Origin of the sequence: Corynebacterium sp. HMSC074A09 (assembly GCF_001811545.1) — a bacterium.
Lineage (GTDB): Bacteria > Actinomycetota > Actinomycetes > Mycobacteriales > Mycobacteriaceae > Corynebacterium > Corynebacterium hiratae.
On the sequence record NZ_KV805150.1, the window covers coordinates 101960 to 126560 of the forward strand.

Annotated in this window: 24 protein-coding genes; 10 read left to right on the forward strand and 14 right to left on the reverse strand. The window is 64.1% G+C overall.

Translation table 11 applies throughout. The features are described from left to right. Position 1 precedes the first annotated feature (1 nt). A complete protein-coding gene (locus tag HMPREF2807_RS06970; RefSeq protein ID WP_070511396.1) occupies positions 2–472 on the reverse strand; it encodes a hypothetical protein in 471 nt (156 codons plus the stop codon). 7 nt (positions 473–479) lie between these two features. Further along, positions 480–740 (reverse strand): helix-turn-helix transcriptional regulator, encoded by a 261-nt coding sequence (locus HMPREF2807_RS06975; RefSeq protein WP_039673876.1) that lies wholly within the window; start codon positions 738–740, stop codon positions 480–482. Between the two features lie 58 nt (positions 741–798). On the opposite strand from HMPREF2807_RS06975, the gene HMPREF2807_RS06980 reads away from it, so the two are divergent. Continuing rightward, positions 799–1248 (forward strand): PH domain-containing protein, encoded by a 450-nt coding sequence (locus HMPREF2807_RS06980; protein WP_070511398.1) that lies wholly within the window; start codon positions 799–801, stop codon positions 1246–1248. Then, the gene (locus HMPREF2807_RS06985; protein ID WP_070511400.1) at positions 1245–2660 is read left to right on the forward strand and encodes a PH domain-containing protein; all 1416 of its coding nucleotides are present in this window, start codon (positions 1245–1247) and stop codon (positions 2658–2660) included. Before HMPREF2807_RS06980 ends, HMPREF2807_RS06985 begins: the two co-directional genes overlap by 4 nt. Here the strand turns inward: HMPREF2807_RS06985 and HMPREF2807_RS06990 are convergent. From HMPREF2807_RS06990 to HMPREF2807_RS07010, 5 genes are all read right to left on the reverse strand, one after another. Then, a complete protein-coding gene (locus tag HMPREF2807_RS06990) occupies positions 2632–2901 on the reverse strand; it encodes a FeoC-like transcriptional regulator (protein ID WP_070511402.1) in 270 nt (89 codons plus the stop codon). The two genes, HMPREF2807_RS06985 and HMPREF2807_RS06990, sit on opposite strands and share 29 nt — an antisense overlap. Then, entirely contained in the window at positions 2901–4832 is a 1932-nt protein-coding gene (feoB, locus tag HMPREF2807_RS06995; RefSeq protein ID WP_070511404.1) for a ferrous iron transport protein B, read from the reverse strand. Before feoB ends, HMPREF2807_RS06990 begins: the two co-directional genes overlap by 1 nt. Before the next feature lie 2 nt (positions 4833–4834). Then, positions 4835–5080: a FeoA family protein gene (locus HMPREF2807_RS07000; protein ID WP_083306697.1), complete on the reverse strand. Its 246-nt coding sequence runs from the start codon at positions 5078–5080 to the stop codon at positions 4835–4837. Positions 5081–5213: 133 nt separating this feature from the next. Beyond that, a complete protein-coding gene (locus HMPREF2807_RS07005) occupies positions 5214–7076 on the reverse strand; it encodes a pyruvate kinase (RefSeq protein ID WP_070511406.1) in 1863 nt (620 codons plus the stop codon). 45 nt (positions 7077–7121) lie between these two features. Then, positions 7122–7592, reverse strand: coding sequence for a tRNA (cytidine(34)-2'-O)-methyltransferase (locus HMPREF2807_RS07010; RefSeq protein WP_070511408.1), 471 nt, complete (start codon positions 7590–7592; stop codon positions 7122–7124). Between the two features lie 24 nt (positions 7593–7616). Here HMPREF2807_RS07010 and HMPREF2807_RS07015 point away from each other — a divergent pair, with 24 nt between their 5' ends. Both HMPREF2807_RS07015 and HMPREF2807_RS07020 read left to right on the forward strand, forming a co-directional pair. Continuing rightward, on the forward strand, positions 7617–8471 hold the full coding sequence (locus tag HMPREF2807_RS07015; protein WP_070511410.1) for a bifunctional methylenetetrahydrofolate dehydrogenase/methenyltetrahydrofolate cyclohydrolase: 855 nt from the start codon (positions 7617–7619) through the stop codon (positions 8469–8471). Between the two features lie 8 nt (positions 8472–8479). Next, on the forward strand, positions 8480–8848 hold the full coding sequence (locus HMPREF2807_RS07020; RefSeq protein WP_070511412.1) for a DUF3017 domain-containing protein: 369 nt from the start codon (positions 8480–8482) through the stop codon (positions 8846–8848). Between the two features lie 35 nt (positions 8849–8883). Here the strand turns inward: HMPREF2807_RS07020 and HMPREF2807_RS07025 are convergent, their stop codons facing one another. The 4 genes from HMPREF2807_RS07025 to HMPREF2807_RS07040 all read right to left on the reverse strand — a co-directional run bounded on the left by HMPREF2807_RS07025 (position 8884) and on the right by HMPREF2807_RS07040 (position 13694). Continuing rightward, complete coding sequence (locus tag HMPREF2807_RS07025) at positions 8884–10083, reverse strand: homoserine O-acetyltransferase MetX (protein WP_232751640.1); 1200 nt, start codon at positions 10081–10083, stop codon at positions 8884–8886. Then, positions 10031–11350 (reverse strand): O-acetylhomoserine/O-acetylserine sulfhydrylase, encoded by a 1320-nt coding sequence (locus HMPREF2807_RS07030; protein WP_070511414.1) that lies wholly within the window; start codon positions 11348–11350, stop codon positions 10031–10033. Before HMPREF2807_RS07030 ends, HMPREF2807_RS07025 begins: the two co-directional genes overlap by 53 nt. Before the next feature lie 138 nt (positions 11351–11488). Further along, entirely contained in the window at positions 11489–12103 is a 615-nt protein-coding gene (locus HMPREF2807_RS07035; RefSeq protein ID WP_070511481.1) for an MBL fold metallo-hydrolase, read from the reverse strand. A gap of 10 nt (positions 12104–12113) precedes the next feature. Continuing rightward, on the reverse strand, positions 12114–13694 hold the full coding sequence (locus HMPREF2807_RS07040; RefSeq protein ID WP_070511416.1) for a redoxin domain-containing protein: 1581 nt from the start codon (positions 13692–13694) through the stop codon (positions 12114–12116). Positions 13695–13862: 168 nt separating this feature from the next. Between HMPREF2807_RS07040 and HMPREF2807_RS07045 the strand changes: the two genes are divergently transcribed. Genes HMPREF2807_RS07045 through HMPREF2807_RS07055 form a run of 3 tightly spaced genes read left to right on the forward strand, consistent with a single transcriptional unit; the run spans position 13863 to position 15314 of the window. Next, on the forward strand, positions 13863–14069 hold the full coding sequence (locus HMPREF2807_RS07045) for a hypothetical protein (RefSeq protein WP_046648381.1): 207 nt from the start codon (positions 13863–13865) through the stop codon (positions 14067–14069). Positions 14070–14076: 7 nt separating this feature from the next. Beyond that, positions 14077–14685 (forward strand): sigma-70 family RNA polymerase sigma factor, encoded by a 609-nt coding sequence (locus HMPREF2807_RS07050; RefSeq protein WP_070511418.1) that lies wholly within the window; start codon positions 14077–14079, stop codon positions 14683–14685. Next, positions 14682–15314, forward strand: coding sequence for an anti-sigma factor (locus HMPREF2807_RS07055; RefSeq protein WP_070511420.1), 633 nt, complete (start codon positions 14682–14684; stop codon positions 15312–15314). The genes HMPREF2807_RS07050 and HMPREF2807_RS07055 overlap by 4 nt, the downstream gene beginning before the upstream one ends. 42 nt (positions 15315–15356) lie before the next feature. On the opposite strand, the gene HMPREF2807_RS07060 is transcribed toward HMPREF2807_RS07055, so the two are convergent. Continuing rightward, positions 15357–16658 carry a MocR-like pyridoxine biosynthesis transcription factor PdxR gene (locus HMPREF2807_RS07060; RefSeq protein ID WP_070511423.1) on the reverse strand — a complete coding sequence of 434 codons (1302 nt, stop codon included), beginning with the start codon at positions 16656–16658 and terminating at the stop codon, positions 15357–15359. 81 nt (positions 16659–16739) lie between these two features. Here HMPREF2807_RS07060 and pdxS point away from each other — a divergent pair, with 81 nt between their 5' ends. From pdxS to ppc, 3 genes are all read left to right on the forward strand, one after another. After that, positions 16740–17642: a pyridoxal 5'-phosphate synthase lyase subunit PdxS gene (gene pdxS, locus HMPREF2807_RS07065; protein ID WP_049157099.1), complete on the forward strand. Its 903-nt coding sequence runs from the start codon at positions 16740–16742 to the stop codon at positions 17640–17642. Positions 17643–17647: 5 nt separating this feature from the next. Then, entirely contained in the window at positions 17648–18445 is a 798-nt protein-coding gene (gene pdxT, locus HMPREF2807_RS07070) for a pyridoxal 5'-phosphate synthase glutaminase subunit PdxT (protein WP_070511425.1), read from the forward strand. A 75-nt stretch (positions 18446–18520) separates the two neighbouring features. After that, on the forward strand, positions 18521–21232 hold the full coding sequence (gene ppc, locus HMPREF2807_RS07075; protein ID WP_070511427.1) for a phosphoenolpyruvate carboxylase: 2712 nt from the start codon (positions 18521–18523) through the stop codon (positions 21230–21232). Between the two features lie 142 nt (positions 21233–21374). On the opposite strand, the gene HMPREF2807_RS07080 is transcribed toward ppc, so the two are convergent. Together HMPREF2807_RS07080 and HMPREF2807_RS07085 are read right to left on the reverse strand one after the other, a co-directional pair. Continuing rightward, positions 21375–22403, reverse strand: coding sequence for an HNH endonuclease signature motif containing protein (locus HMPREF2807_RS07080; protein WP_070511429.1), 1029 nt, complete (start codon positions 22401–22403; stop codon positions 21375–21377). 89 nt (positions 22404–22492) lie between these two features. Continuing rightward, positions 22493–24562, reverse strand: a complete 2070-nt coding sequence (locus HMPREF2807_RS07085) for a M3 family metallopeptidase (protein ID WP_070511431.1) — start codon at positions 24560–24562, stop codon at positions 22493–22495. Positions 24563–24601 lie beyond the last annotated feature (39 nt).

Sequence of the window (24601 nt, forward strand, 5' to 3'; positions counted from 1 at the left end):
CTTACTCCTTCGAGATGAGCTCGTCACGGTTCATTTTTCCGGCCAAGGAACGCGCCACGGAGAAGGGCAGCCACACCAGCAGTAGCGAGATGAGCTTGAGGTAGAGCTGGGAGACGAACATGCCATCCATGATGGGCATGGTCCGCGCGCCCCAGGCGATAAGGCCTGTGACTGGCAGCAAGATGACGAGTGCGGCGAGGGAGAACTTGAGGCCGTCGTCGCGGGCTTCGAGGTGCTGCTGCATCTGGTACTCATCGAGCTCCGTCCTGGGCAGGTCAGCGGCACCTATCGCTCCTCGCAGGCGGGCGGTCAGCAGTCCGGTGAGCAGCGTTCCTAGGCAGGCCACCATGAGTGAGGTGAAGGAGTCCCAGAACTGCAGGGGGAGGGACAGGATGATGAGGCAGGAGGAGAGATCGGCCAGGGTGATGTAGCGCTTGCGGGTCTTAACGGAATCGGGAATAGAGGCGGACATGTGCGGGCTAGTCCTTTCGGTAGATTTCGGAGGACATGGGGGTGAATTCGGTCCGGGAGAACACGGCTTCCACGGGTAGGTTGAAGACTTCGCAGATGTTGAAGGCGAGGTCCAAGCTGGGGGAGTGGTCGCCGCGCTCGAGTGCGCCGATGGTTTGGGGGTTGACCCCGATGGCGTCGGCAAGCTGTGCGCGCGTCATGTCCCGTTCAACGCGGAGCACGCGGACCCGGTTAAAGAGTGGGCGGGTAGGTTTTTTCTTTGGGGACATGCATCACAGTGTTGTATAAACCCAACGACTTGTCAAGAGTTTGTGTTAGTGTGTTGGCATGAACCCCGTATCCCCGTCACTCACGAAAGCCCGCTACATTACGAATTTAAGCTGGGATGTTATCCTCGCCGCCCTCGCTGCCGCCGCCGCGTATTTCTGGTGGGACTGGCTCTACTGGGTCGCCGGCGCGCTCGTTGTGTGGGCGCTCTACGAACTGTGGCTCATCCCCGCCCAAGTCAAAAACTTAGGCTGGCAGGAAACCGCGGACGAGCTGCTGGTCACCCGCGGCAAAATCTGGCACACCTTCACCGTCGTGCCGTATGGCCGTATCCAATTCGTCGATGTCACCGCCGGCCCCGTGGAGCGCTCGATGGGGCTGAAGAAGGTGAAGCTGCACACGGCGTCGCCCAGCAGCGACGCCACCATCCCCGGCCTGGTTGCCGCGGACGCCGATGCCCTGCGCGAGCGCCTCGCCATTAAAGCCCGCGAGAGGATGAGCGGACTGTGAAAGACCGCGCGCTTGTCGACGTCGACGGCTACACCCGCGTCCACCGCCTCACCCCCCTGCTGCGCTTTTGGTCGCTCATTCTGGCGCTGCTCGCCATCTTTGTTCTCAACATCAACGCCTCGATGATCGAGGACGTTGTGTCCTACCTACAGGGCGGACATCTGGGCGAGGTGGGTCGCGGCACTCTGCTGGGAATCGGTGGTTTTGTGCTGGTGTGTGCCGTGATCTGGCTGGTGTCTGGAGTGTGGTGGCGCAAACTGGGCTACAAACTTACCGATGATGAAGTCGCGCTGCGCCACGGCGTGATTTCAACGTCTTTTCGCTCCGCGCGCTATGAGCGCATTCAGGCGGTGGATGTCGTCGAATCCATCATTGCTCGCCTGTTGGGTCTCGCCTCGGTGCGCATAGAGACCGCGGGCGGTACTTCTTCTGTGATCCAGATCCAGTATCTGTCCAAGGCGAAGGCGGAAGAGCTGCGCGCCGAGCTGCTGCGCCGCACGAACGGTGGACAGACTGAGCAGCCAGAACAAGCAGTGGAAGAGATAGCAGAACCGGCTCTCATTCCGGAGATTCCCATCGTGCGCACCATTGCTGCGGAGGCACTGCGACTGCCTACGCTGATTACCGCGCTCATCATCGGCGGCTTGCTCTTTATCCCCGGCATGTGGACCGCACTGTTGCCCATCATCGTGGGCTTTGTGGGCCGTGTGTGGAGCCTGGTGGATTCCTCGTGGACCTTCACCGCGCTTCACGACGCCCCCGCCAACGCCCTCAACATCTCCTACGGCCTCGCCGACCGCCGCCGCCAGACCATCCGCATAAGTCGCATCCACGGCGTGCGGGTAAGCCAGCCTTTCTTGTGGCGGCGCCTCGGCTGGTACGAGGTGCATGTGTCCGTTGCTGGCTACGGCACCAAGGGCGGCGGCAAACAGTCCGGCTCTACGCGCATCCTGCCGGTGGGAACCCGTGAGCAGGCGCTGGAATTGCTGGCGCTCATTTCGGACTTGGACCGCGCACAGATCGAGGATTATGCCCGGCCCGAGGGGCACACGCAGCCCACGTATACCTCGCCGCGCCGAGCATGGTGGGTCAGCCCCATTGATCGCAAGCAACAGTCGGTAACGCTGGTGGATTCACCTCAGCCTGTCACCATCGTGCATCGCGGTCGCGTCAACCGCCGCGTCATGGTGATTGGCACCCCGCACATCCAGGAGCTCACGCTTAAGGTGGGGCCGCTAAGCCATCTTGCGGGCGTGCGTACTGTGCGTTTCGACCTCGTGGCGGGTCCAGTCAGGATGGCGGGTCAGGACCTTACGCCTGCCGACGCCTCCGAGCTCCTCACCCGCCTGCGCACCCGCCGCCTCCCGGTTCTGGAAGGCCCGCTTAACGGCCCGCTGGGCGGCGAAGCTTAAGCAACACCGGACCGCGGGTGCTGCTGGGGCCCGCGCAGGCAGAGGCCGCGGAACAGGACCCGCACCCGCCCGCGGGGCAGGAGCCCAGCGGCTCCATGTCCAGCACGCCGGAAGTCGTGAGATGGTCAAGGATGAGATCCACCGTGCCCGGTTCCAGCCCCGTCTCCGCGGCGATGGCCGCCCGTGAACGCCCACCGGATTCGATGGCTGCGTGCACAGCCTGGATAGGGGAGGTGGGCATTAGATGAACACCTTCAGAATGTGGAAGGCACCCACCGCCAGCAGCCACGCGGTGGCCAGCTGCATGCCGAAGCCAAAGAGCGTCCAGCGCCAGCCAATCTCGCGGCGCTGCGCCGCAATCGTGGCCACGCAGGGAGTGTAAGCCAGCAGGAAGAGCATGTAGGCCCACACCGCCGGCAGGGGATGACCGCCGGAGGCCTGCTCGAAATCTTCACGCACGTGGTCGCTGAGTGCACTGTGGGATTGTTCTTCGGCAGAGGCGTCGGTGACATCCTCGACGGCGTAGGTCTGCGCCCACGTCGAAATCAGCGCCTCCTTGGCCACGAAACCAGTGACCAACGGGCCGGCCAAGGACCAGGAATCGAAACCGGCCGGGGCAAAGGCCGGGGCGATGGCATGCGCAACCGCGCCATAGGCTGAATCCTCCGGGGCCGGGGGCTCGCCCCAGGTAGTGTCGTGGGCGGCCGCGCCGACCGGAATGGCCATGAGCAGCCACACCACAACCACGGTGCTCACGATGATGCCGCCGGCGGTCTGCAGGAAGCCCCTTAAACGCGTCCACATCACGCTCAGCGCCAGGCGAACCGTGGGTAGCTGATACGTCGGCAGGTCAATAACCAGTGCCTCTTCGGGTACTGCGCGCCACAGAGTCTTGCGCAGCGCCAAACCCACGAGCACGAGCAGCGCGATGGAGATGAGGTACATAACAAACACCACGCTGCCAGCATGTTCCGGGAAGAACGTGGCCGAGAGCATGACGAAGACTACCAAGCGCGCCGAACACGACGTAAACGGGATGAGCAGCGCAGTCATGATGCGATGCCGCGGACTGCCCAGCACACGCGTGGCCGAAATTGCCGGCACGTTGCAGCCAAATCCCACGACAATCGGGATAAAGGCCTTGCCCGGCAGGCCGATGGCCCGCATGAGGCGGTCGGTCACCACCGCCGCTCGTGCCATGTAGCCGGAATCTTCCAGCACCGCCAAGCACAAGAACATCAGCGCCATGAGCGGGGCAAAGGTGAGGACCATGCCGACGCCGCCAATGAGGCCGTCGACAAGCAAGCCCGTAATGAGCGGGTGACCCAGACCGATAGCCCCGAGCCCCGCCCGCGCCCAGTCGCTCAAGGGGCCAGACACCAGCGCCTCCAAGCCATCCTGGAGGGGAGCTGCCACCGTCGTTGTGATTTGGAAGACCAGCCACATCACGGCCAGAAACAGCAGTGGCCCCACCACCGGGTGGAGGGCCACCGCATCGAGGCGGTGGGACAGGGGTGTGGCATGCTCGACCTCGCTTACTGAGGCCTTCGCCGCCGCATCCAGCTCCGCAAAGCGCCCCTCCAGGCCAGTGTCCTCGCGCAACTGCATGGGCGCAGACGCCAAAGACTCGAGCACGACCTCGCGCAGCTTCTCGACGCCCTCCCGCTTACGCCCATCCACAACCACCACCGGGATGGAGGTGGCCTCGGCCAGCGCGGTGGCGTCGACGACCTGCCCCTGGTTGAGCGCTACATCCGTCTTCGTCAACGCGATGATGAGGCGGTAGGGCTGTTCCGCTAGCTGGAGCGCCACGTTGAGACCGCGGGCCACGGCGGTGGCGTCGACGACCACAACGACGGCGTCGGGGCGCTCATCCTCCGCGCACTCGATGAGCATAGCGCGGGTCAGTGCCTCATCCGGGCTGAGCGGATCGAGCGAATAGGTGCCGGGGAAATCGATGAGATCGGCGGTGCGATCGCCCAGTTTCCACGCGCCGCGGCTGACCTCAACCGTGGTGCCCGGCCAGTTGCCGGTTTGCGCCTTCGCGCCGGTCAGTGCATTAAAGAGCGTGGACTTTCCGGAGTTAGGGGAGCCGACGAGAGCGAGGATAGGCGCGCCGGCAGGGGCAAGCGCGCCGCCCGGATCGCCGTGGCAGCTAGGGGCGGAGGCCATGGCTAGACCTCGATGGCCTGAAGTGTTGCCTTATCGATGGCGTAGCGGCACGTGCCCACCGACACCACGCGCGCCCCACCCGCCACGCGTGGGCCCATGGTCAACGTGGCGCCGGGGCGGATCCCCAGCTCACCGAGACGCACTGCCAAAGCGGCGTCGCACGTGCAGGAAATACATTCTTTACCCAAGGTAACGGTGCATCCCATGGGGATGGCGTCGGCAGTTTGCCGTGGGCACCCAGACAACATATCGGTCGGCTCTCTTCCTATCCTGTTTACCCATATAGGGTACCCTAAGCAAAGATAGGCAGGTCTAGTCTTTGGGGTGAGAATCTTAGGTGATCCTCACCACGTGGCGCGGTTTCGCCACGGTGGAGCCGGATTAGTAGGTCCAGCTGCCGACCTGACGCAGCATCTGGCGGTTCTTCAGGCGCGAGCGGCCCAGCTTGCGCGACATCCGGTCCAAAATACGGATGGCCTCCGTGATATGCGGGCCCTTGTTGAGCATGACGCACTCGGCGCGCAGCGCATAGCCGGCGTCGGTGATTTCGGCACGTGAGGGAAGACCGGTCTTCGCCAAGGTCTCCAGCACCTGCGTGGCCATGATGACGGGGATGTGCGCGGCCTCCGCGAGCTTCATGATGCGCCCCGGAACCTGCACCATGCGCTCAAAACCGAGCTCCACGGCGAGGTCACCGCGGGCAATCATGATGCCGAATTTCTCGTGGCGCATGCCTTCCAGCAGCACGGCGCCCAGTTGCTCGTATGCTGGCACCGTTTCGATCTTGAGCACAATACCCAGCTCGCGCACGCGCTGCGCTAGCTCCTCGGTTTCCTGTGCCGCGGCAATCTCCTCGAGGGTGTCGAAGAGAAAAGCCACGTCACTCGGCGTACGGATGAAAGATACGGCCGCGATGTCGCAGTGCGTGGCCACAAAACGCAACGCCGCAATGTCCTCCTCGGTAAGGCTCGGCAGCGGAACCTCGGTATCAGGCAGGTTGATGCCCTTATACGCCGCCAGGTTCGTGCCGGTGGGCCCGGCATGGTCGATAGTGATGACAGCTTCGCGCTCGGCCCCGTTGTCCCGGACCTCGGTAACGCGGCCGGAGATGGCGCCGTCATCAAAAATTACGGCGTGCCCCACCTCGAGCGCGGTGACCACCTCCGGGAGAGTACAACCAATCGTCGTCACCTCTCCCTCCACGACTCGCGCCGGCTCCTGCGACGTGCTTAAGACCAGCTCGTCTCCGCGGTGCAGACGAATCTTCTGCTCGAGCGCCGGAACCCCGTGCACCTGCGTCGTCGCCGATTCATGGCTGAAAACCGTGCCTTCCGCCAGATAGCAATTGCGCTCGCCGCGCAGCACAGCAACGCCGTCCTCGACAGACTCCACGGAGAAGGTTCGCGAACGGCCGCGGGCCTCAGCAAACCGCACCTCATCGCCCGGCTCCAGCGCAGCCAACCATTCAGTATCTACCTCGAGTGGCACAGCCGGCCGCGCCGCGCTTGCCGACGCCTCCCTTGCCACCCCCTGGGCTTCCTTGGCCCGGGAGACGTCGGAAAGCACGAGCGTTGGATGGGTCAGAAGCTCGCCCGACGCGGTGCGTTCACCACGCACACGGATGACCTGCGGCCCCGGCTCGATGGCACCAGTGCGCACCTTGGGGCCGGCAATATCGCAAGAAATGAGAATCTCGCGCCCCACCTCCTCGGCGGCGCGGTGGACGTTCTCAACCATCTTTTCCCAGGCGGCCTCACCATCGTGGGCGCAATTGATGCGGGCTAATTCCATGCCCGCGCGGGCAAAGTCCAGCACCAGGTCGTATTCCTCGGCAGCTTCGGAGGGAAGCGTTACCATGATGCGCGCGTGCGTGCCGTCCTGCGTGGGGCCGAGGAGGGCCTGCGTGTTGGCGTCGAGGATGTCATCGGCGGACGCATACGCCGAGGCGATGGCCTGCATCGGGTAGGTCAGGGCTTGACCGTCGAAAGCATCAAGCACGTTACGGGCCGCATGTAGGCGCTCCAGCACCGCCGGCTCCGGGTGGCTCAAGCTCGTCGCGCCCAACGCACTGAGGCCTTCTTGCAACTCCACGGCGTCTTGGGAGCGCAGCGCCATGTAGCGCACCAGGTTCACCGCGCCGGGCCGGTGCGTGGGCGCCACTCGGGCAATCTGCTCGGCGTACTCGGTCGCGGCGTTTTCTACGCGCGTGGTGAGGGAATCAAGAAGTGGGCGCAAGTTCGACATGGTGCTCCTTCGTCGTGGCTGTCACCCACATTGTGCCGCGACTTCCTAGACCGCGCCACGGAAGCCGAGCTGCCGCCAGGCCTCATACACGGCTGTCGACGCCGCGTTAGACAGATTCATCGAGCGCCGCGCCGGCATCATGGGAATGCGCACGCGTTCGGTGACGCGCGGGTGGAAGGCGTGTTCCTCCGGCAGTCCGGTCGGTTCGGTGCCGAAGAGAAGGACGTCGCCCTCCTGGTATTCGACGTCCGTGAACCACTTATCCGTGTGGGTAGTGAAGGCGAAGACCCGCGCGCCGGGCAAGCTGTCCATGCAGGCCTCGAAGTCCTTGTGGATCTTCAGATCCGCCAAGTCATGGTAGTCCAAGCCCGCGCGCTTGAGGTGTTTGTCGTCGAAATTGAAGCCCAGCGGCTCAATGAGGTGCAGGCGCGCGCCCGTGACGGCGGCGGTGCGGATAGCGTTGCCAGTATTGGTAGGGATCACGGGGTTGTCGAAGACAATGTGCAGGCGGCTCATAAGCATCAGTCTAGGATGGTGGGCATGAGCGCTACCAAACTAGATGGCAACCTGTACCGCGACGAGATTTTTGAGGACCTGGCCCAGCGCGTGGCCGCCCTTAAAGAGAAAGGCATTACCCCGGGTCTGGCCACGGTCCTGGTGGGCGATGACCCGGGTTCGCATTCTTATGTGAAGATGAAGCACCGCGACTGCGAGAAGCTGGGTATTAACTCGATTCGCAAGGACTTGCCTGGCGACGTTACCCAGGAAGAACTCGAGCGCGTCATCTCAGAGCTCAACAACGACGACGCCTGCACCGGCTACATCGTGCAGCTGCCGCTGCCGAAGCACCTGGATGAAAACCGCGTGCTGGAGCTCATCGACCCGGCCAAGGACGCCGATGGCTTGCACCCGATTAACCTGGGCAAGCTGGTGCTCAACGAGGACGCCCCGCTGCCGTGCACGCCGAACGGCTGCATCCACCTGCTGCGCCGCTTCGGAGTGGAGCTTAACGGCGCAAAGGTGGTCGTCATTGGCCGCGGCGTGACCGTGGGCCGCCCAATTGGCCTCATGCTTACCCGCCGCAGTGAGAACTCCACGGTGACGCTGTGCCATACCGGCACCAAGGACCTTGCGGCTGAGACTCGTCAGGCTGACGTCATCATTGCTGCGGCCGGCAAGGCACACATGCTTACTGCCGATATGGTCAAGGAAGGTGCCGCGGTTCTCGACGTCGGCGTCTCCCGCGTCGACGGACAACTCGCCGGCGACGTCGCCGAGGACGTGTGGGACAAGGCCGGTTTCGTCTCCCCTAACCCGGGTGGCGTGGGCCCGCTGACGCGTGCATTCCTAGTGAGCAACATCGTCGAGCGCGCTGAGAAGCTGGCCGCGCAATAAAGCCGCAGATGACTACGCAGGGTCCACGGGAGGGGCGTCGAGAAGCGCCGGCAGCGCCGCCGGTGTCCTTGTCGAACCCACACGACGCGCACCTGAAGCCTTCGCCGTTGCCCCCGGCAGTGCAGTGGGTCGCCATTGGGTTGTTCGTGGCTGCGGTGGCGGTATCGGGAATCTATGCGGTATCCGAGCACTGGCGGCGCGCCACCATGCTGCTGGGAGGGGCGCTTATGTGGCTTACGGTGGTGCGCCTGACGTGTGATTCCTCGCGGGTCGGCGTGCTGGCGGTGCGCTCGCGGCGCTTTGACGCCTGCTTTACCGGGGCCTTGGGCGCGGCGATGGTGTTCGTGGCCTTTTCCATCGACGCGCTTGGATCATGACGCGTGTGGCTCCTAAAAAGAGCCAAACGGCTCTATCAGATGAAATACTCGTCGCCCACGTAGGCCGGTCCCACATCAAGGCCATTCGGGGCTGACAGCAACAAGAAGTTGCGCAGGATGCGGTTCATCTGCCGGGTCTCCGTCAGGAAGGCGTCGTGGCCCACGGGGGAGACAATCTTGGCCATCGCCAGCAGGTGGTTGACGTTGCGGGAGATGTGCTCCTGCTGGTGATAGGGGTAGAGGATATCCGTGTCCACGCCCACGACCATCGTCGGCACCTGGGATGCCGCCAACGCTTTGATGAGCCCGCCGCGCCCGCGGCCGACGTCATGCCGGTTCAACGCCTCCGTGAGCACCACGTAGGAACCCGCATCGAAGCGCTCGGTGAGTTTCGCCCCCTGGTAATCCAGGTAGGAGTTCACCGCGAAACGCTGATTGAGCTGGCGGTGCGGCCCCAAGGGATTCTCGCCTTGCTGTGCGGTAGCGCCGAAGCGCTCGTCGATCTCCTGCTCGCCGCGATACGTCAAATGCGCGATGCGGCGCGCCGCTGCCAGACCATCCCGCGGAGTCTTGTCCGTGAGGTAGTAATTTCCGCCATGCCAAAACGGGTCGCGCTCGATGGCGGAAATCTGCGCGGATTGGATGCCAATCTGCCAGCCCGAAGCCCGAGCAGACACCGCAATTACGCACACCGCGGACACGCTTTCCGGGTGCAGCAAGCTCCACTCCAGCGTGCGCGCGCCGCCCATCGAGCCGCCGAGTACCGCGTGCACACGCGAAATGCCCAGTTCCTTCAAGCAGTCGTGCTCGGCCTCCACCAAGTCCCGAATCGACAGCGCCGGGAAGCGCCCGCCCCACGGCTTTCCATCCGGGTGCAGCGACTTCGGCCCCGTCGAGCCATTGCAGCCGCCCAGCGCATTGGTCGCGATAACGCACCAGCGCGTGGTGTCCAGAGCCTTGCCAGGCCCCACCAGGTCGGACCACCAGTCCGCCACATTGGAATCACCGGTCAGCGCGTGCTCGACCACGAGGACATTGTTGACGCCGTCCGGGTCGCCGGCGAAAGCACCCCAGCGTTGGTAGGCCACGTGGGCGTCGGCAAGCACGGCGCCTGCTTCCGTGGTGAAATCCCCGATGGGGACGACGGCGAGCTCGCCTTCGGGCGCGAGTTCCGGGATGGCGCTAACCAATGGCCGCGAACCCACGCTCGAGGTCGGCGATGATGTCGTTGACATCCTCGATGCCCACCGACAGGCGCACCGTGGCCTGCGTAATGCCCGCGGCCTTGAGCGCTGCCTCGTCGGACTGGGAGTGCGTGGTGGTCGCCGGGTGCACCACCAATGAGCGAGTATCGCCGATGTTGGCCAGGTTCGAGTGCAGCTTCAGCGCATCGATAAACGCCCACGCCTCCTCGCGGCCGCCGTCGATGTCGAAGGAGAGCACGGAGCCGGTGTAGGCGTAACCGAGCTTCTCCTTGGTGGCCTTGTACGGCGAGGAGTCCAAGCCGGCGTAATTGACGGTGGTGACCTTGGCGTGGGACTCCAGGTACTCTGCCACGGCCTGGGCGTTGGCATTGTGCTTCTCGACGCGCAACTGCAACGTCTCAATGCCATTCAGCGTCAGCCAGGCGTTGAAGGGGGAGATGGCGGCACCCGTATCGCGCAGCAGGCCTGCGCGCGCCTTGACGGCGAAGGCCGGCGCGCCCAGGTCGGCGTACTTGAGGCCGTGGTAGGCCTCGTCCGGGGTGACGAAGTAGGGGAAGACGGGCTCGCCGTCGCGCTCGACGGTCCAGTCGAAGGAGCCACCGTCGATGATGGCACCACCGATGGCGGAGCCGTTGCCGCTGTAGAACTTGGTGGTGGAGACCACGACGATGTCTGCGCCCAGCTCCAGCGGGCGGGCCAGCGCGCCGGTGGCGATGGTGTTATCCACGATGAGCGGGACCTGGTTCTTGTGGGCTACCTCGGCGATGGCGGGGATGTCGAGGACATCGGCGACTGGGTTGCCGAAGGTCTCGCCGTAAAAAGCCTTCGTGTTTGGCTGGACGGCGTCCTGCCAGGAGGCCGGGTCATCCGGGTTCTCGACGAGGGTGACGTCAATGCCGAGGCGCTTCAAGGTCACGGTAAAGAGCGTGGAGGTGCCGCCGTAGAGGCGCGGGGAGGTCACGATATGGTCGCCGGCGGAGGCCAGGTTCAGGATGGCCGCGGTTTCGGCGGCCTGGCCGGAGGCGAAAGCTACGGCGGCGACGCCGCCCTCGAGCGACGCCAACCGGGCCTCCAACGCATCCTGCGTGGGGTTGGTCAGGCGGGTATAAATCGGGCCGGCATCCGAGAGGTTGAAGCGGTTGGCGGCGTGCTCGGCGTCGTTGAAGACATACGAGGTGGTTTGGTAAATCGGAACGTTGCGTGCGTTGGTGGAGCCGTCCAGGTTCTGTCCGGCGTGGAGGGCGCGGGTCGCGAACGACCACTCGTTGACTTCGGAATTATCGTATTTGGTGCTCATGTCACAAAAGGCTAGACCAAGCGGTTCAGTGCTGTTAGTGGCTTTCTAGAAACCGCAGGCAAGCCCGAGAATAAAAATAGACCGAGCGGTTGGTTTGGAGGCCTGTGTGTGCTGTAGATCTCCATGCAGTGCGAAGGCTCAAGGCCGCTGTTGGATGTCGATGCTTTCCCCAACGAGCAGGCGCTGGTAGCCGGTTACGCCGGCGCGTTGGAGCATGCCGTCGGTGATCTGCTTGCCGGCGTCGGACAGTACGGCGTCATGGATGGGCACCGTCAGCCGCGCGCCGATGCGCATGGCGTAATCCGCGGCGTCCGCCCCGCGCACCCACGGCCCGGCGATGGGGAGTAGGAGGACATTTACCGTGCGTCCCTTCGGGACGCACCATTGGTCCCCGGGGTGCAGCACACCATTAAAGAAATAGCCCAGGTTCTCGGGGCGCGGAATGCTGGGGTGGATTTCCTCGTGAAGCCCGCCCACCGCGTGAATCTCAAGGCCCAGAACCGTGAACGTCTCTCCAGCATGCACGATGGTGCCGGAGCCGAGGGCGTCGATGGCTTCCTGCGTTCCCCACACTGGCAGGCCGCTTGCACGCACGGCATCGACGTCGAGGTGATCGCCGTGCGCGTGCGTGAGCAGCACCGCCTCAGCGCCTTCCAGGCAGCTGAGGTCTGAAAGGGGGCCGGGGTCGATGACGATGCGCCCCTGGGGAGCCTCGACAGCCACGGCGGATTGCCCATGCAGAGAAACCTTCATGATCCCCACGCTAGCCAAAAGTAAAGGAATACAGCGAGAGGCCTTCGCTTACTTCCAGCTCGATTGTTTCGGTGTGATTGTCCGGTTCCCTGACGAGATCCACCGTGCCGTCCTCGGTGATGTCGAAGGTGCGGACCGAACCATTCGCGCGGTGCACGCGAACCGTTCCTTGCCCTGATGCCACGAGCTGTACCCAGGCGGCGCGATAATTCAGTCGCAGCCGCGCGTTAGGTCCGGCGGTGATGGGCTGGTCGGCCAAAGTCCACGTCCCGCCCAGCGAATACTGACCTAACGGCGGCTCGCTCGTGGTGAACTGGTGCGTGCCGTCGTGGTAATCGGGGTTGGTGAAATACTGTGCGCGTGCGGTGCCGAGGTAGGTCTCCGGCGAGCGCGGAGCGCTGTGAGCATCGGCGGCTTCAATGGGCTCAGGCAGTTCTATGCTGGGGTCGCGCTCGAGGAGAAGCTCACGAATGAGGCGCTCGGTCTCGGCGTAGTCGCCCTCGCCGTGGTGGGATTGGCGCAACATGCCGTGCTTGTCGACGAGATAGTGCGCCGGCCAGTACCGATTCCCAAAGTTCTTCCACGTGGCGAAGTCATTATCCTGTGCCACTGGATACTCGATTCCCTGCTCGCGGGCCGCACGGCGCACGTTGTCGGCCTCGTGCTCGAAAGCGTATTCCGGCGCGTGGATTCCGATGATGTCGAAGCCGTAGTCCTTGTAATGCGCATAGAGCTTGGTCAGGTGCGTGTTGTTGCGCTGGCAGTTGATGCAGGCATAGGCCCAAAAATCGATGAGCGTGACCTTGCCGGAGGTCCGCGGATCGACGGGCGCATCCGTGTTGAACCAGCCGGTCAGCCCCGCGAACGCGGGCACGGGGGTTCCTTCGGCTGTGAGGGTGGCCTGTTCAACGGGCGTGGCGTCGGTGTTGATACTGGGGAGCTTCTGCTGCAGCCACGCGGGCGCGCCGAGTGAGATGGCGCCGGCCATGGCGATCACCACAATTCCCGCGGTGACGCGTACCTCGCGTTGGTGGGAGCGGAAAGCATCGACGCGTTTGCCCACCTCGTTGCCGCCTAAGGCGAAAGCCAGCAGCGGGATCGCCACGCCGAGGGCGAAGGAGAGACAGAGGAGGAGGATGTGGGCGTCGACAGTCCCGGTGGCGCCCGCCACGGAGATTGCGGCCAGTACTGGACCCGCGCAGGGAACGAAGACAGCCCCCATGGCTAGGCCGACAATGAAGCCACTCTTGTCGCGGGCTGTGGCTTGCAAGCCGCCAGCTTTCGGCAGCTTCTGGAAAGGCCACTCGAGGGCTTCCTGCACGCGAGGGAACACCATTCCCAGGCCCACGAGAACGAGCAGCGCGATTCCCACTTTCCACAGGATGTCGGCGGGCAGGCCCAGGGCATTGAGCAGCGTTGTGGCGAAAAGAGTGACGAGGCTAAAACTCGTCACCAGCCCGCCGACGACCTGCCAGGGGCGCCACCGTGAGCCGCCGCTGACTGCGAGGACCAGCGGCAAGACCGGCAAGATGCAGGGCGAGATGCCGGTGATAAGACCACCGGTAAACCCGATGAATAGCGTAGATAACATCCTGTGCTCCTTCGCTTGTGATGCGGTGTGCGTATGCAACTAGTTCGGAACACGAGTGAAAAGCGGATTGCTTTTAAATCCATCCAATCCGCATCGCAGGGTGGCTCCGAATGGTCAGATACAGGGTCCGGAAGGCCGGACCCGAGGACCTGAAGAAGGAGTACCGAAATGAAGAAGCTTGTTACCGCCGCCGCTGCACTTGCCATTGCCGCCAGTGGGCTGGTTGCCTGCAACGACAAGAAGGAAGAAGTGGACATGAAGCCCAGCTCTGAGATGATGGCCCCGAGTTCTGATGCGATGGAGTCGGATTCCATGATGACTGAGGAAATGAAGAGCGATGAGATGATGGCGCCGAGTGAAGAAATGACTAAGTAAAAGTGCCATGTCCGCCCCGCTGCTGGAGGTAAGCTCTACACCCGTGTCTGCGATGTCCCCTGATGAACATGCGCGGCTGAACCACCTGCTCGTTCAGACCGCTGCGGCAGACAAGCATGCCTTCAGCGCGCTGTACGACGCCCTCGCGCCCACCGTGTACAGCGTGTGCCTGAGCGTTCTGCGCAATCCCGCCTTAGCCGAAGAGGTTGCCCAAGATGTCTTCGTTGAGGTGTGGACTTCCGCTGCGAAATTTGACCCGCAGCGGGGAAACGCGCGGTCGTGGGTGGGTAGGTTGGCGCATGGGAGGGCCGTCGATAAGCTGCGTAGCCACGTTGCTGCAGTGCAACGCGATAACCGCGACGCGCTGTTGGACCAGGCTACCTACACCGAGCCCCTCGAAGATGAGGCCCTGGGACATGTCGAAGCGCAGCGCCTGCGCCGGGCTATCGACGAGATTGGGGAGCCGCATTCCACCGCGGTAGCCCTCGCATTTTTCAATGGCTTGACGCATGCTGAACTGGCAGAATCAACGGGAGTACCGCTGGGTACGGCGAAGACGCGTGTGCGCGAGGGCGTTAAGAAGCTAAAAGCGATTCTCGGAAGGGAGGGAAGATGAGCAATACGCATGAGTTTTCTGATGAGACTTTCGACGACTTCCTCGATTCCCTCCCCGAGGTCGAACCGCCAGCGCGAATGAAAGATGCTGTCTTTGCGGAAATTGACGGTGGCGAAGCTGCTGAGGTCATCGAGCTTCCACGCCGCCGCTGGCGGGCCTTCGTAGCGGTGCCGGCTGCCGCCGCAGTGCTCGTCGCAGGCGTGGTAGCCGCGCCGCAGCTCTTGCAGTTGGGTCAGCAAGATGCACCGGATAGCGCGCAAGTAGAGGCTGAATCGCCGGGCGAAAAATCCATGCACGACATCATGGGCGCAGAGGACCTTATGCAGGGCAATGCCGATGCCTCGGGCGCGCAACTGGATATCGTTTCCTCCGCCTCGATGGCGAAATCCGGCGCGATGGTCGATGGTCAGCCGCAGCTCGCCGACGGCATGGGCGCCCAAGTGTGGGCAGTTGGTGCCGATGGTGAGATGGCTTCGGCGGGGGTTATCGGCCAGGACCCACACGATGGGGTGTGGATGCCCTTCGACGGCGCAGCGGTCAAGGTCATGGTTACCGAGGAACCTGCGGGTGGCAGCGAGCAACCGACGGGCCGTACCCTCGCCACCGTGACCTTGGCCAGCGCAAGCTAGCCCAGTATGTGCTAGGCAAGTTATGCGTCAGCCAGCTACGTGTCAGCTAGTTAAGGCCTGCTTGACCAGCTCCAGCGCGGCGGCGAGCTCAACATCGCTCAAATGCCCGAAGCCCAAGACCACGCCTTCCTCGGCGGCCACGCCGCCCCAGTAGTCGCTGAGCGGGGTGAGCGTTAGCCCTAGGGAGGCGGCGCGGTCGACCACGGCGTTATCGCACAGCAGCACCGCGTGGAGCCCGCCGTGGATGGGCAGAAGGGTAGCGGGGGCGTCTTCCAGCGCGGCTTGGACGAGGTCGCGGCGGCGCTTGTAGGCGCGGCGCATCCGTCCGGTATGCCGCCGCAGCGCACCGCTGGCCAGATAGTTCGCCAACGCCGCCTGGGGGATTGCGCCGACAGGCTGGCCGAAGACCTCCCGCACCCGATCCACCGCCGTGCGTAAGCTCGGGGGCAACACCAGGTAGCCGCAGGCAATCGATGGCGAAATCACCGAGGAAAACGTTCCTAGCAAGACGGTGTGCTCGGGAGCGAGCGCGGTCAGCGCGGGCAAGGGCTGGCCGACGTAGCGAAGCTCGGAATCGAAGTCATCCTCGATGATGAGCACGTCGTTGTTGCGTGCCCACTCGACGAGCTCCGCGCGCCGGGCGGCCGGCAGGGAACCGCCATAAGGGTGCTGGTGGGATGGCGTGACGATGAGAACGTCGAGATCAACGGTGGGGACGGTGACGCCGTGGGCGTCGGTGGGGACGTCGACAAGCGTGTGGCCCAAAGCTTGGGGAACGCGGCGCAGGCTGGGGTAGCCGGGGGACTCCACGCCCACGCGCAAGTGGCCGCCCAGCGCGCGCAGCAGCACCGAGAGGCCGTCGCGGGCGCCGGCGGTGATGACGACGTAGGCCGGGTCGACGGTGAGCCCGCGCATGTGGCGCAGGTGCGCGGCCACCTCGCGGGGAAGATCGCCGGAAGGATTCACCGCGGCCTTGCGCCACGCCGCCCTCCATTCGGGGGTGATGATTCCTTCGGTATCGGGCAAGCCGGGGGTCAACTCCACGCGCGGTGGGGCAGAGCTGGGCCGCGGCGCGGGGTGAGGCTGTGGGGTGCGCCCATGGGGCAGGTGCGGGTTGATGACTGTGCCCGAGCCAACCGACGCAGTGAGGTAGCCCTCGGCGGTGAGCTGTTCGTAGGCGGTGACCACGCTGCCTCGGGAAATGCCCAGATCGCGCGCCAGCGAACGCGTCGACGGCACCTGCTCGCCGGGCAGCAAAATGCCCGCCGCGACTTGGGTGCGGAGGGCTTCGGCAATCTGCACCGGCAACGCGCGCGTATCAGATGGATCGAGGCGGAAAGACACGACCCCATCATAAGTGGTCTAATTCGACACTCGGAAAATGGCTCTTGTCTTGGACCAATTTTCTGGGCCACTATGTGAGCCATGACTGAACAGAAGATTGAACAGGGACGCGCCACCACGCGCGTCAAACGTGGACTGGCTGACATGCTCAAGGGCGGCGTCATCATGGATGTCGTGACGCCGGAGCAGGCCCGAATTGCTGAGGACGCAGGTGCGTCCGCCGTCATGGCGCTGGAGCGCGTGCCGGCCGATATTCGCGCTCAGGGCGGCGTGGCCCGCATGTCTGACCCGGACCTCATCGAGGGCATCGTCAACGCTGTGGACATTCCGGTGATGGCGAAGGCCCGCATCGGCCACTTCGTGGAGGCGCAGATTCTCGGCGAGCTGGGCGTAGATTTCATCGACGAGTCCGAGGTGCTCAGCCCGGCCGACTACGTCAACCACATCAACAAGTGGGACTTCGACGTGCCGTTCGTGTGCGGCGCGACGAACCTGGGCGAGGCCCTGCGTCGCATCACCGAGGGTGCGGCCATGATCCGCTCCAAGGGTGAGGCCGGCACTGGCGACGTCTCCGAGGCCGTCAAGCACCTGCGCACCATCAAGGGTGAAATCGCGCGCCTCCAGAACCTGGATCGCGATGAGCTCTACGTCGCAGCCAAGGAGTTGCAGGCGCCGTATGACCTGGTTGCTGAGGTTGCGGAGACCGGCAAGCTGCCGGTCGTGCTGTTCGTCGCTGGTGGCGTGGCCACGCCTGCCGACGCCGCCCTCGTCCGCCAGATGGGCGCCGAAGGCGTCTTCGTTGGCTCCGGAATCTTCAAGTCCGGCGAGCCTGCGAAGCGCGCGGAGGCCATCGTTAAGGCGGCCACCCTCTACGACCAGCCGGCCGAGCTGGCCAAGATCAGCCGCGGCCTGGGTGAGGCCATGGTGGGCATCAACGTCAACGATATCCCCGCCCCGCACCGCCTGGCTGAGCGCGGTTGGTAAACGCGGTGCGACCACTCGTCGGTGTCCTCGCGCTGCAGGGCGGCGTGGAGGAACACCTCGCCGTGTTGGAGAGCCTCGGTGTCGAAACGCGCCGGGTGCGCCTGCCGCAGGATCTCGACGGGCTGGACGGAATCATTCTGCCGGGCGGCGAGTCGAGCACCATCGATAAGCTGGCGCGCTCTTTTGGCGTCGCCGAGCCGCTGCGCCGCGCTGTCGAGGGAGGGCTGCCGGTCCTGGCCACTTGCGCGGGGCTCATCTACAGCGCCCGCGAGTTGGAGAACCCCGCGCCGGGCCAGCAGACGCTAGGGCTTATCGACGTCACCGTGCGTCGCAACGCCTTCGGCAACCAACGCTTCTCCCAGGAGCGCATCGTTCCCGTCGCGATGCAAGGTCAGCGGCCCGATGCAGAGACCTCAGAGGTTGGGGCGCGGCGCCGGGACGCCGAGGCTCATGGCATAGGACCCCGAAGCATCACGCTCGATATTGAGGCGAGCTTCATCCGCGCGCCCATCGTTACCCGCGTGGGCGACGGTGTCGAGGTCATCGCCACCCTGCCTGCCCCTGCGCTTGGTTCTGTGGCTGGTGGAGCGACAAGGGCTGGTGGCGCGATAAGTAGCAGCGGGGCCATCAGTGCGGGAGTGGGCGGCAAAGGTGGTATGACACACGCAGATTGCGCCAGACATGATGGGGCCGAAGTGATCGTCGGTGTGCAGCAGGGACGCGTCACAGCGCTGAGCTTCCATCCGGAAGAAAACGGTGACTCGCGCCTCCACGCCGCGTGGCTCGCTTCTTTTGCTAAATAACTATCGCCCGATAGTGCTCTGGGATACATTGAGATGTGCTAGCTGAACACATCACTCCCAGAAAGGCTCCTCGCCGTGAGCACACCTGCCCCAGAACAAGTCCGCGAAGACATCCGTTTCCTCGGCCGGGTGCTCGGCCGGGTCATCGCGCAGCAGGAAGGCGAGGACGTTTTTGAGCTCGTCGAATCCACCCGCCGCATGGCCTTCGACATCGCCCACGGCGATGCCAAGCCGGAAGACCTCGTCGCTATCTTCCGCGACCTCGACATCACCAAAGTCAACCTCGTGGCGCGAGCGTTCAGCTATTTCGCGCTCATCGCGAATCTAGCGGAGGACTTGGATGACGAGTCCGTCGAGGCGCCGGTTTCCCTGCGCAAGACATTCGCCAAGCTCAAAGAAGAAGGCGTCGCGCCCGCCGATGCCGCCTCCGTCATCCGAGGCGCTCACGTCGCCCCCGTTCTCACCGCGCACCCCACCGAAACCCGCCGCCGCACCGTCTTCGATACCCAGACCCGCATCAAGAATCTCCTCAAGGAAGCTCACCGCGGCGGCGACATGGCGGCGATCGAGAAGGAAATGTACCTGCGCATGACTCTGTTGTGGCAGACCGCGCTGATTCGTATTGCCCGCCCTACCCTCGAAGACGAGATTGACGTCGGCTTGCGCTACTACAAGCTTTCACTGCTCGACCAGGTTCCCGCCCTCAACCGCGCCATTCGCCACGCCATGCGTGAGACCTTTGGCCAGCAGCTTCCCGATTCCCCCGTCGTCCGCCCCGGCTCCTGGATTGGTGGCGACCATGACGGCAACCCCTTTGTTAACGAGCACACCTTGACCTACGCCACCCGCAAGGCCGCGGCGACGGTGCTGCAGTACTACGCCGACGAGCTCGGCGAGTTGGAGCGCGAGCTCTCCCTGTCGGATCGATATTCCTCCAGTTCCAAGGAACTGGGCGCGCTTGCCGACGCCGCCCACAACGACGAAAAATCCCGCGTCGACGAGCCCTATCGCCGGGCCATCTTCGGCATCCGGAAGAAGGTGCTGGCGAGGTTGGAGGGGGAGGCGTCGCCAAGCGCGTATGCGTCTCCGGAGGAACTCAAGCGGGACCTGGACGTGATCGACCGTTCGCTGCGCCAGTTCAACGATGACATCATCGCCGATGACCGCCTTGCCCGATTGCGCTCGGCGGTGACGACGTTCGGGTTCCACCTTTCGACGCTGGATATGCGCCAGAACTCCGAGTCCTTTGAGAACGTTCTCACCGAGATTTTCGCCGCGGCCACTATCACCCCGGACTACAGCGCGCTGGGGGAGGAGGAGAAGGTCACCCTGCTCGTGCGCGAGCTGCAGACCAACCGTCCGCTGCTCTTCCCCGGCTCCGAGCGGGAGTTCAGCGAGGATACCTCGAAGGAGCTGGGGATTTTCCGTGCGGCGGCGCGCGCCGTGCAGGACTTTGGGCCGAAGTCGGTGTCGCACTGCATTATCTCCATGACCGGCACCGTCTCCGATATCTTGGAGCCGATGGTGCTGCTCAAGGAGGTGGGACTGAGCGAGGTCGATGTGGTGCCGCTGTTTGAGACCATCGAGGACTTGAAGGCCGGCGCCGGCATTCTGGAGAAGCTGTGGCAGGTGCCCGTGTACCGCGAGCATCTGCGCTCGCGCGGGGATATCCAAGAAGTCATGTTGGGGTACTCGGATTCCAACAAGGATGGCGGCTACCTGCAGGCAAACTGGGCGCTGTACGACGCCGAACTGGCTCTCGTTGAGCTCTGCGCGCGCCACGGCGTGGAGTTGCGACTGGCGCATGGTCGCGGCGGTGCGGTAGGCCGCGGCGGTGGCCCGACCTATGATGCGATTTTGGCGCAGCCGAAGGGCGCGGTATCAGGTTCGGTGCGTATCACCGAGCAGGGAGAGGTGATTTCTGCGAAGTATGGTGCGCCGGAGACTGCGCGCCGCCACTTGGAGGCGTTTGTTTCCGGAGCGCTGGAGGCATCGTTGTTGGATACCGAGCCCATTACGGATCCGGAGCGCGCCTACGACATCATGCGCGAGCTGGCGGCGTTGAGTGGCGTGGCCTACCGCCAGCTTGTCGACGACCCCGGGTTCATCGCCTACTTCACCCAGTCCACCCCGCTGCACGAGATTGGTGATCTCAACCTGGGTTCGCGCCCGACCTCGCGTAAGCAGACCACCGCGATTACGGATTTGCGAGCGATTCCCTGGGTGCTGTCGTGGTCGCAGTCCCGCACCAACATCCCGGGCTGGTTCGGCGTGGGCAGTGCGGTGACGGCGTGGGTGAAGCAAGCCTCCGGAGGATCGACAGCTGTCAACGGCGCAGTAAACACCGACGGAATAAACACTGCCCCAGCAGACGAAGAGAAGCGCTGGGAAGAGCTGCGCGAGCTGTACCGCACGTGGCCCTTCTTCCGTTCTGTGTTCGCGAACATGGCGCAGGTCATGGCTAAGGCGGAGATGCAGCTGGCGCGCCTGTATGCCAACTTGGTCGACGACAAAGAAATCGCGGACCGTATCTTCGGCCTGATTTCCGAGGAGTTTGAGCGCACCCGCGAGGTCTACCTTAAGGTCACCGGCAACGCGGAGTTGGTTAGTGAGAACCAACGCCAGGCGCGGTCGCTCAAGCGTCGCTACCCGTACCTGCTTCCGCTTAACGCCATCCAGTTAGAGTTGCTGCGTCGCTACCGTAAGGGCGATGATCAGTTCCTGGTGTCGAAGACCATTCAAGTCACGATGAACGGGTTAGCCACCGCGCTGCGCAACGCCGGCTAGAATCTACGGCCAACCGACCCGCACGCCGAATGCCCCGCGAGGAAGTGATTTCCTGCGGGGTACGACCAAACAGTGCTGGAAGAGTGCCCTGGCGGAACGGGGCACACTGGTGCGCAAGATGACCTTGAGGTTTGTTGAAGCGTTAGTTGAAGGCGCTGGTGAAGACCGGCGCGGCGTCGTATGGCGGGATCCATGCCACCCGCCCGCCGATGCGATCCATGTGGCCGCGTGAGGGCGGGGCATCGGGGTCGTCGTCGTTGACCCCGTTGTGGTACGGACACAGCGGCACCAGGTTGAGGATGTTGGTGGGCCCGCCGCGGGCCCAAGCCTTAATGTGGTGGATTTGGCACTTCTCAAAGGGAACCTTGCAGCCCTCCCAGGCGCAGCAGGGATTCTCCGCGGCCAAGGCAAGACGCTGCTTGGCGGTGGCGAAGCGCTGGAAGCGGAAGACATCGAGCGGACCGTGTTCGCGGCTGACCGCCACGATGACTCCCTTGTCTAGCAAAGCGCGCTCCACCAGCTGCGAGCCGGTCATGGTCGCGCCACTGGTGGTGCGGACGATGAACTCTTCGCCGTCCTTGTCGGTATTGCCCTTGAGCAGCTCGGCGTAGTCATCAAGCTGCAGGACCGCCATGGTGGCAACCTCAGTCTTGACACCGCCACCGTCTAGATTCTCCAGGAAGCTTTCACCGGGGCGTTCCTGGTCGATGCCTTCGAAGACGCCGGTAAGCTGCAACGAGTCCGCGGTGACCGTGAGCGTGGCCAGACCGTTGCCATGCTGGGTGAGCTTGGCGCGCTCGGCATACGTGCGGGGCTTGCGCATCTGGCGCAGCCTTTTGCGCGCTACCTTTTCCACCAGCTCCGCGCTGGTCTGGCATAGCTCCACACGCAAATCCCACGCTTTGTGGTGGTCCCGAACTTTGGCAACGAAGTGCTCGATGAGCTGCAAGGTCACCAGCCCGTGCCCGCGCCGGCGCGCGGCTTCCACTGCCGTGCGCTGCTTCTTCGTCGAGGATGTGTGCCCGAAGTAGGTGTGGTGGAGGGAGAGGAACACGGTGGCGTCGGCAGGCGTGGCGCCGAGGGCCACCAAATCAGATTCAGACAGGCCCGCGCACTCGGCCACCAGGTCAATGGCGCGGCCGAGGGCGGCGAAGAACGTCTGTAATCTCATACCCCGCAGCCTAAAAGCACTCCACCCCACCTCCAAGCCCCGAACTAGCCATCCGATGAAATCTGTGGATAACTAGTCGGCACTCGGCTTTAGGCGCCGGCGAGGCCGCGGCGCTTAAGCAGCGGCGCAACGTCCTTGTCGCGGCCGCGGAACTCGCGGTAAGCCTCCGTGAAGTCGCGAGACGCGCCCTTCGACAGGATGACATCGCGGAACTTCTGACCGGCCTCGCGCAGGTCGGTTTGCTCTTTGAACCACTCGAAACCATCGGCGTCGAGCGCTTCGGCCCACAGGTAGGAGTAGTAGCCCGCCGAGTAGCCGCCGGCGAAGATGTGGTTGAAGTAGGTCGAGCGGTAGCGAGGCGCGATGAGCTCGTTATCCAGCCCGGCCGCGCGCAGGGCTTCGGCCTCAAATTCGGCGACGGCCTCCGGGGTAGCCTCCAACTTGGCGGCCTCGGCAGCACTTAGGGAATGCCACGCGAGGTCGATGATCGACGCTCCCAGATACTCCGAGGTAGCGAAACCCTGGCCGAACTCGGAGGCGGCGGAGATAGCGTCGAGAAGCTCGTCCGGAATAGGTTCGCCCGTCTCGACGTGGCGGGCGTACTCCTTGACCAAGTTCTTATCGAGCGCCCAGTTCTCGTTGATCTGCGAGGGGAACTCCACCCAGTCGCGCGGGACGTTGGTGCCGGCGAAGGTGGGGTAGCGGACGTCGGAAAGCAGGCCGTGCAGGGCGTGGCCGAATTCGTGGAAGACGGTGCGGACCTCGTCCATGCTCAGCAGCGGCTGGGAGCCGTCGGCGGGCTTGGTGATGCCCATAACGTTGACGATGACCGGCTTCCGCTCCAGCAGCCTAGACTGCCCCACGAACTCGCTCATCCATGCGCCGCCGCGCTTGGTGGGACGCCCGAAGTAGTCGGTAAGAAGAAGGCCGATCCCCTTATCCCCGTGCGAGTCGATATCTACGTGCGGGTCCTTATTCACGTGATTGACGTCTCCGTCAATCACCTCCCACACGCGAACCCCCTCCGCATAGCCTTCGAGGTCATCGCGGGGGATAACGGTGATGCCGTAGAGGCGCTCGGCGGCGGCGAAGACGCCCTTCTCCAGGACCTGGTCCAGCGGGAAGTACTTGCGCAGCTCCTCCTCATCGAGAGAGAAGTCGCGGGCGCGGACCTTGGATTCCCAATAAGGCCAGTCCGCGGCGCTGAAACCCTGGCCGTTGAGCGTTGCTTCCTCCGTGAGGAGCTTCTGCTCGCCTTCGGCGTTGGCCGCGGCGGCGGGGGCGAGGTCGAAGAGCATGGTGCGGGCGGCGTCGGCAGTCGCGGCGGTTTCCTCGGCGATGACGTAGTCGGCATGCGTGGCAAAGCCCAGCAGCTCGGCTCGCTCGGCGCGCAGCTGCACGGCCTCGATGAGCCCCGGGATGTTGTTCTCGGAGCCCCTGCTTGCCGACGCCCCATACAGCCTCCCCCTCGCATCCTCCCGCGCCAGACGACTCAGCTCGGACTGCACGGTCGGCAGCTCCAGCGGGATGACAAAACCTTCGCGGCCCAGTGCTTCGGCGTCGGCCTTGGCGGAGGCGATGCGCTCGGCGGGCAGGCCCTCGAGTTCCTCCTCGGTGAAGGAGACCGCGCGCTCGCGGGTAGACGCCATGAGGTTGCGGCCAAATTCTTCAGAGAGCGCGGAGAGGCGCTGGTTGATCTCGGACAGGCGGGCCTTGCCGGCAGCGTCGAGGTCCGCGCCCTTGCGGGCAAAGGTGCGCAGGAGGTGGTCGTGGAGGCGCTGGCCTTCCGCGTCGTCGGCAGGCGGCGTGGCCTCCTTGATGCGCGCGTAGAGCACCTCGTTCTGGTAGATCGCGTCATAGTGCGCGGACAGGCGCGGGTAGATGTCGGCGGCGATCTCCTCCATTTCATCGGTGACGTCGGTGCCGGAGAGGTTGCCAAAGACCGCCATGACGCGGTCGAGGTCCTGCCCGGAGCGCTCGAGCGCCTCCACGGTGTTTTCCCACGTAGGCGTGGTGGGGTTGTCGGTGATGGAGGCGATTTCGGCGTCGTGAAGCGCGAGTGCTTCGTCGAAGGCGGGGCGGTAGTGCTCGACCTTGATCTCCGCAAACGGCGGGAGCTGGTAGGGCAGCGTGGAAGGTGTCAGTAGTGGGTTAGTCATAAGAAACTACCGTACCTAATAAGCTCCGCCCTATGTGAT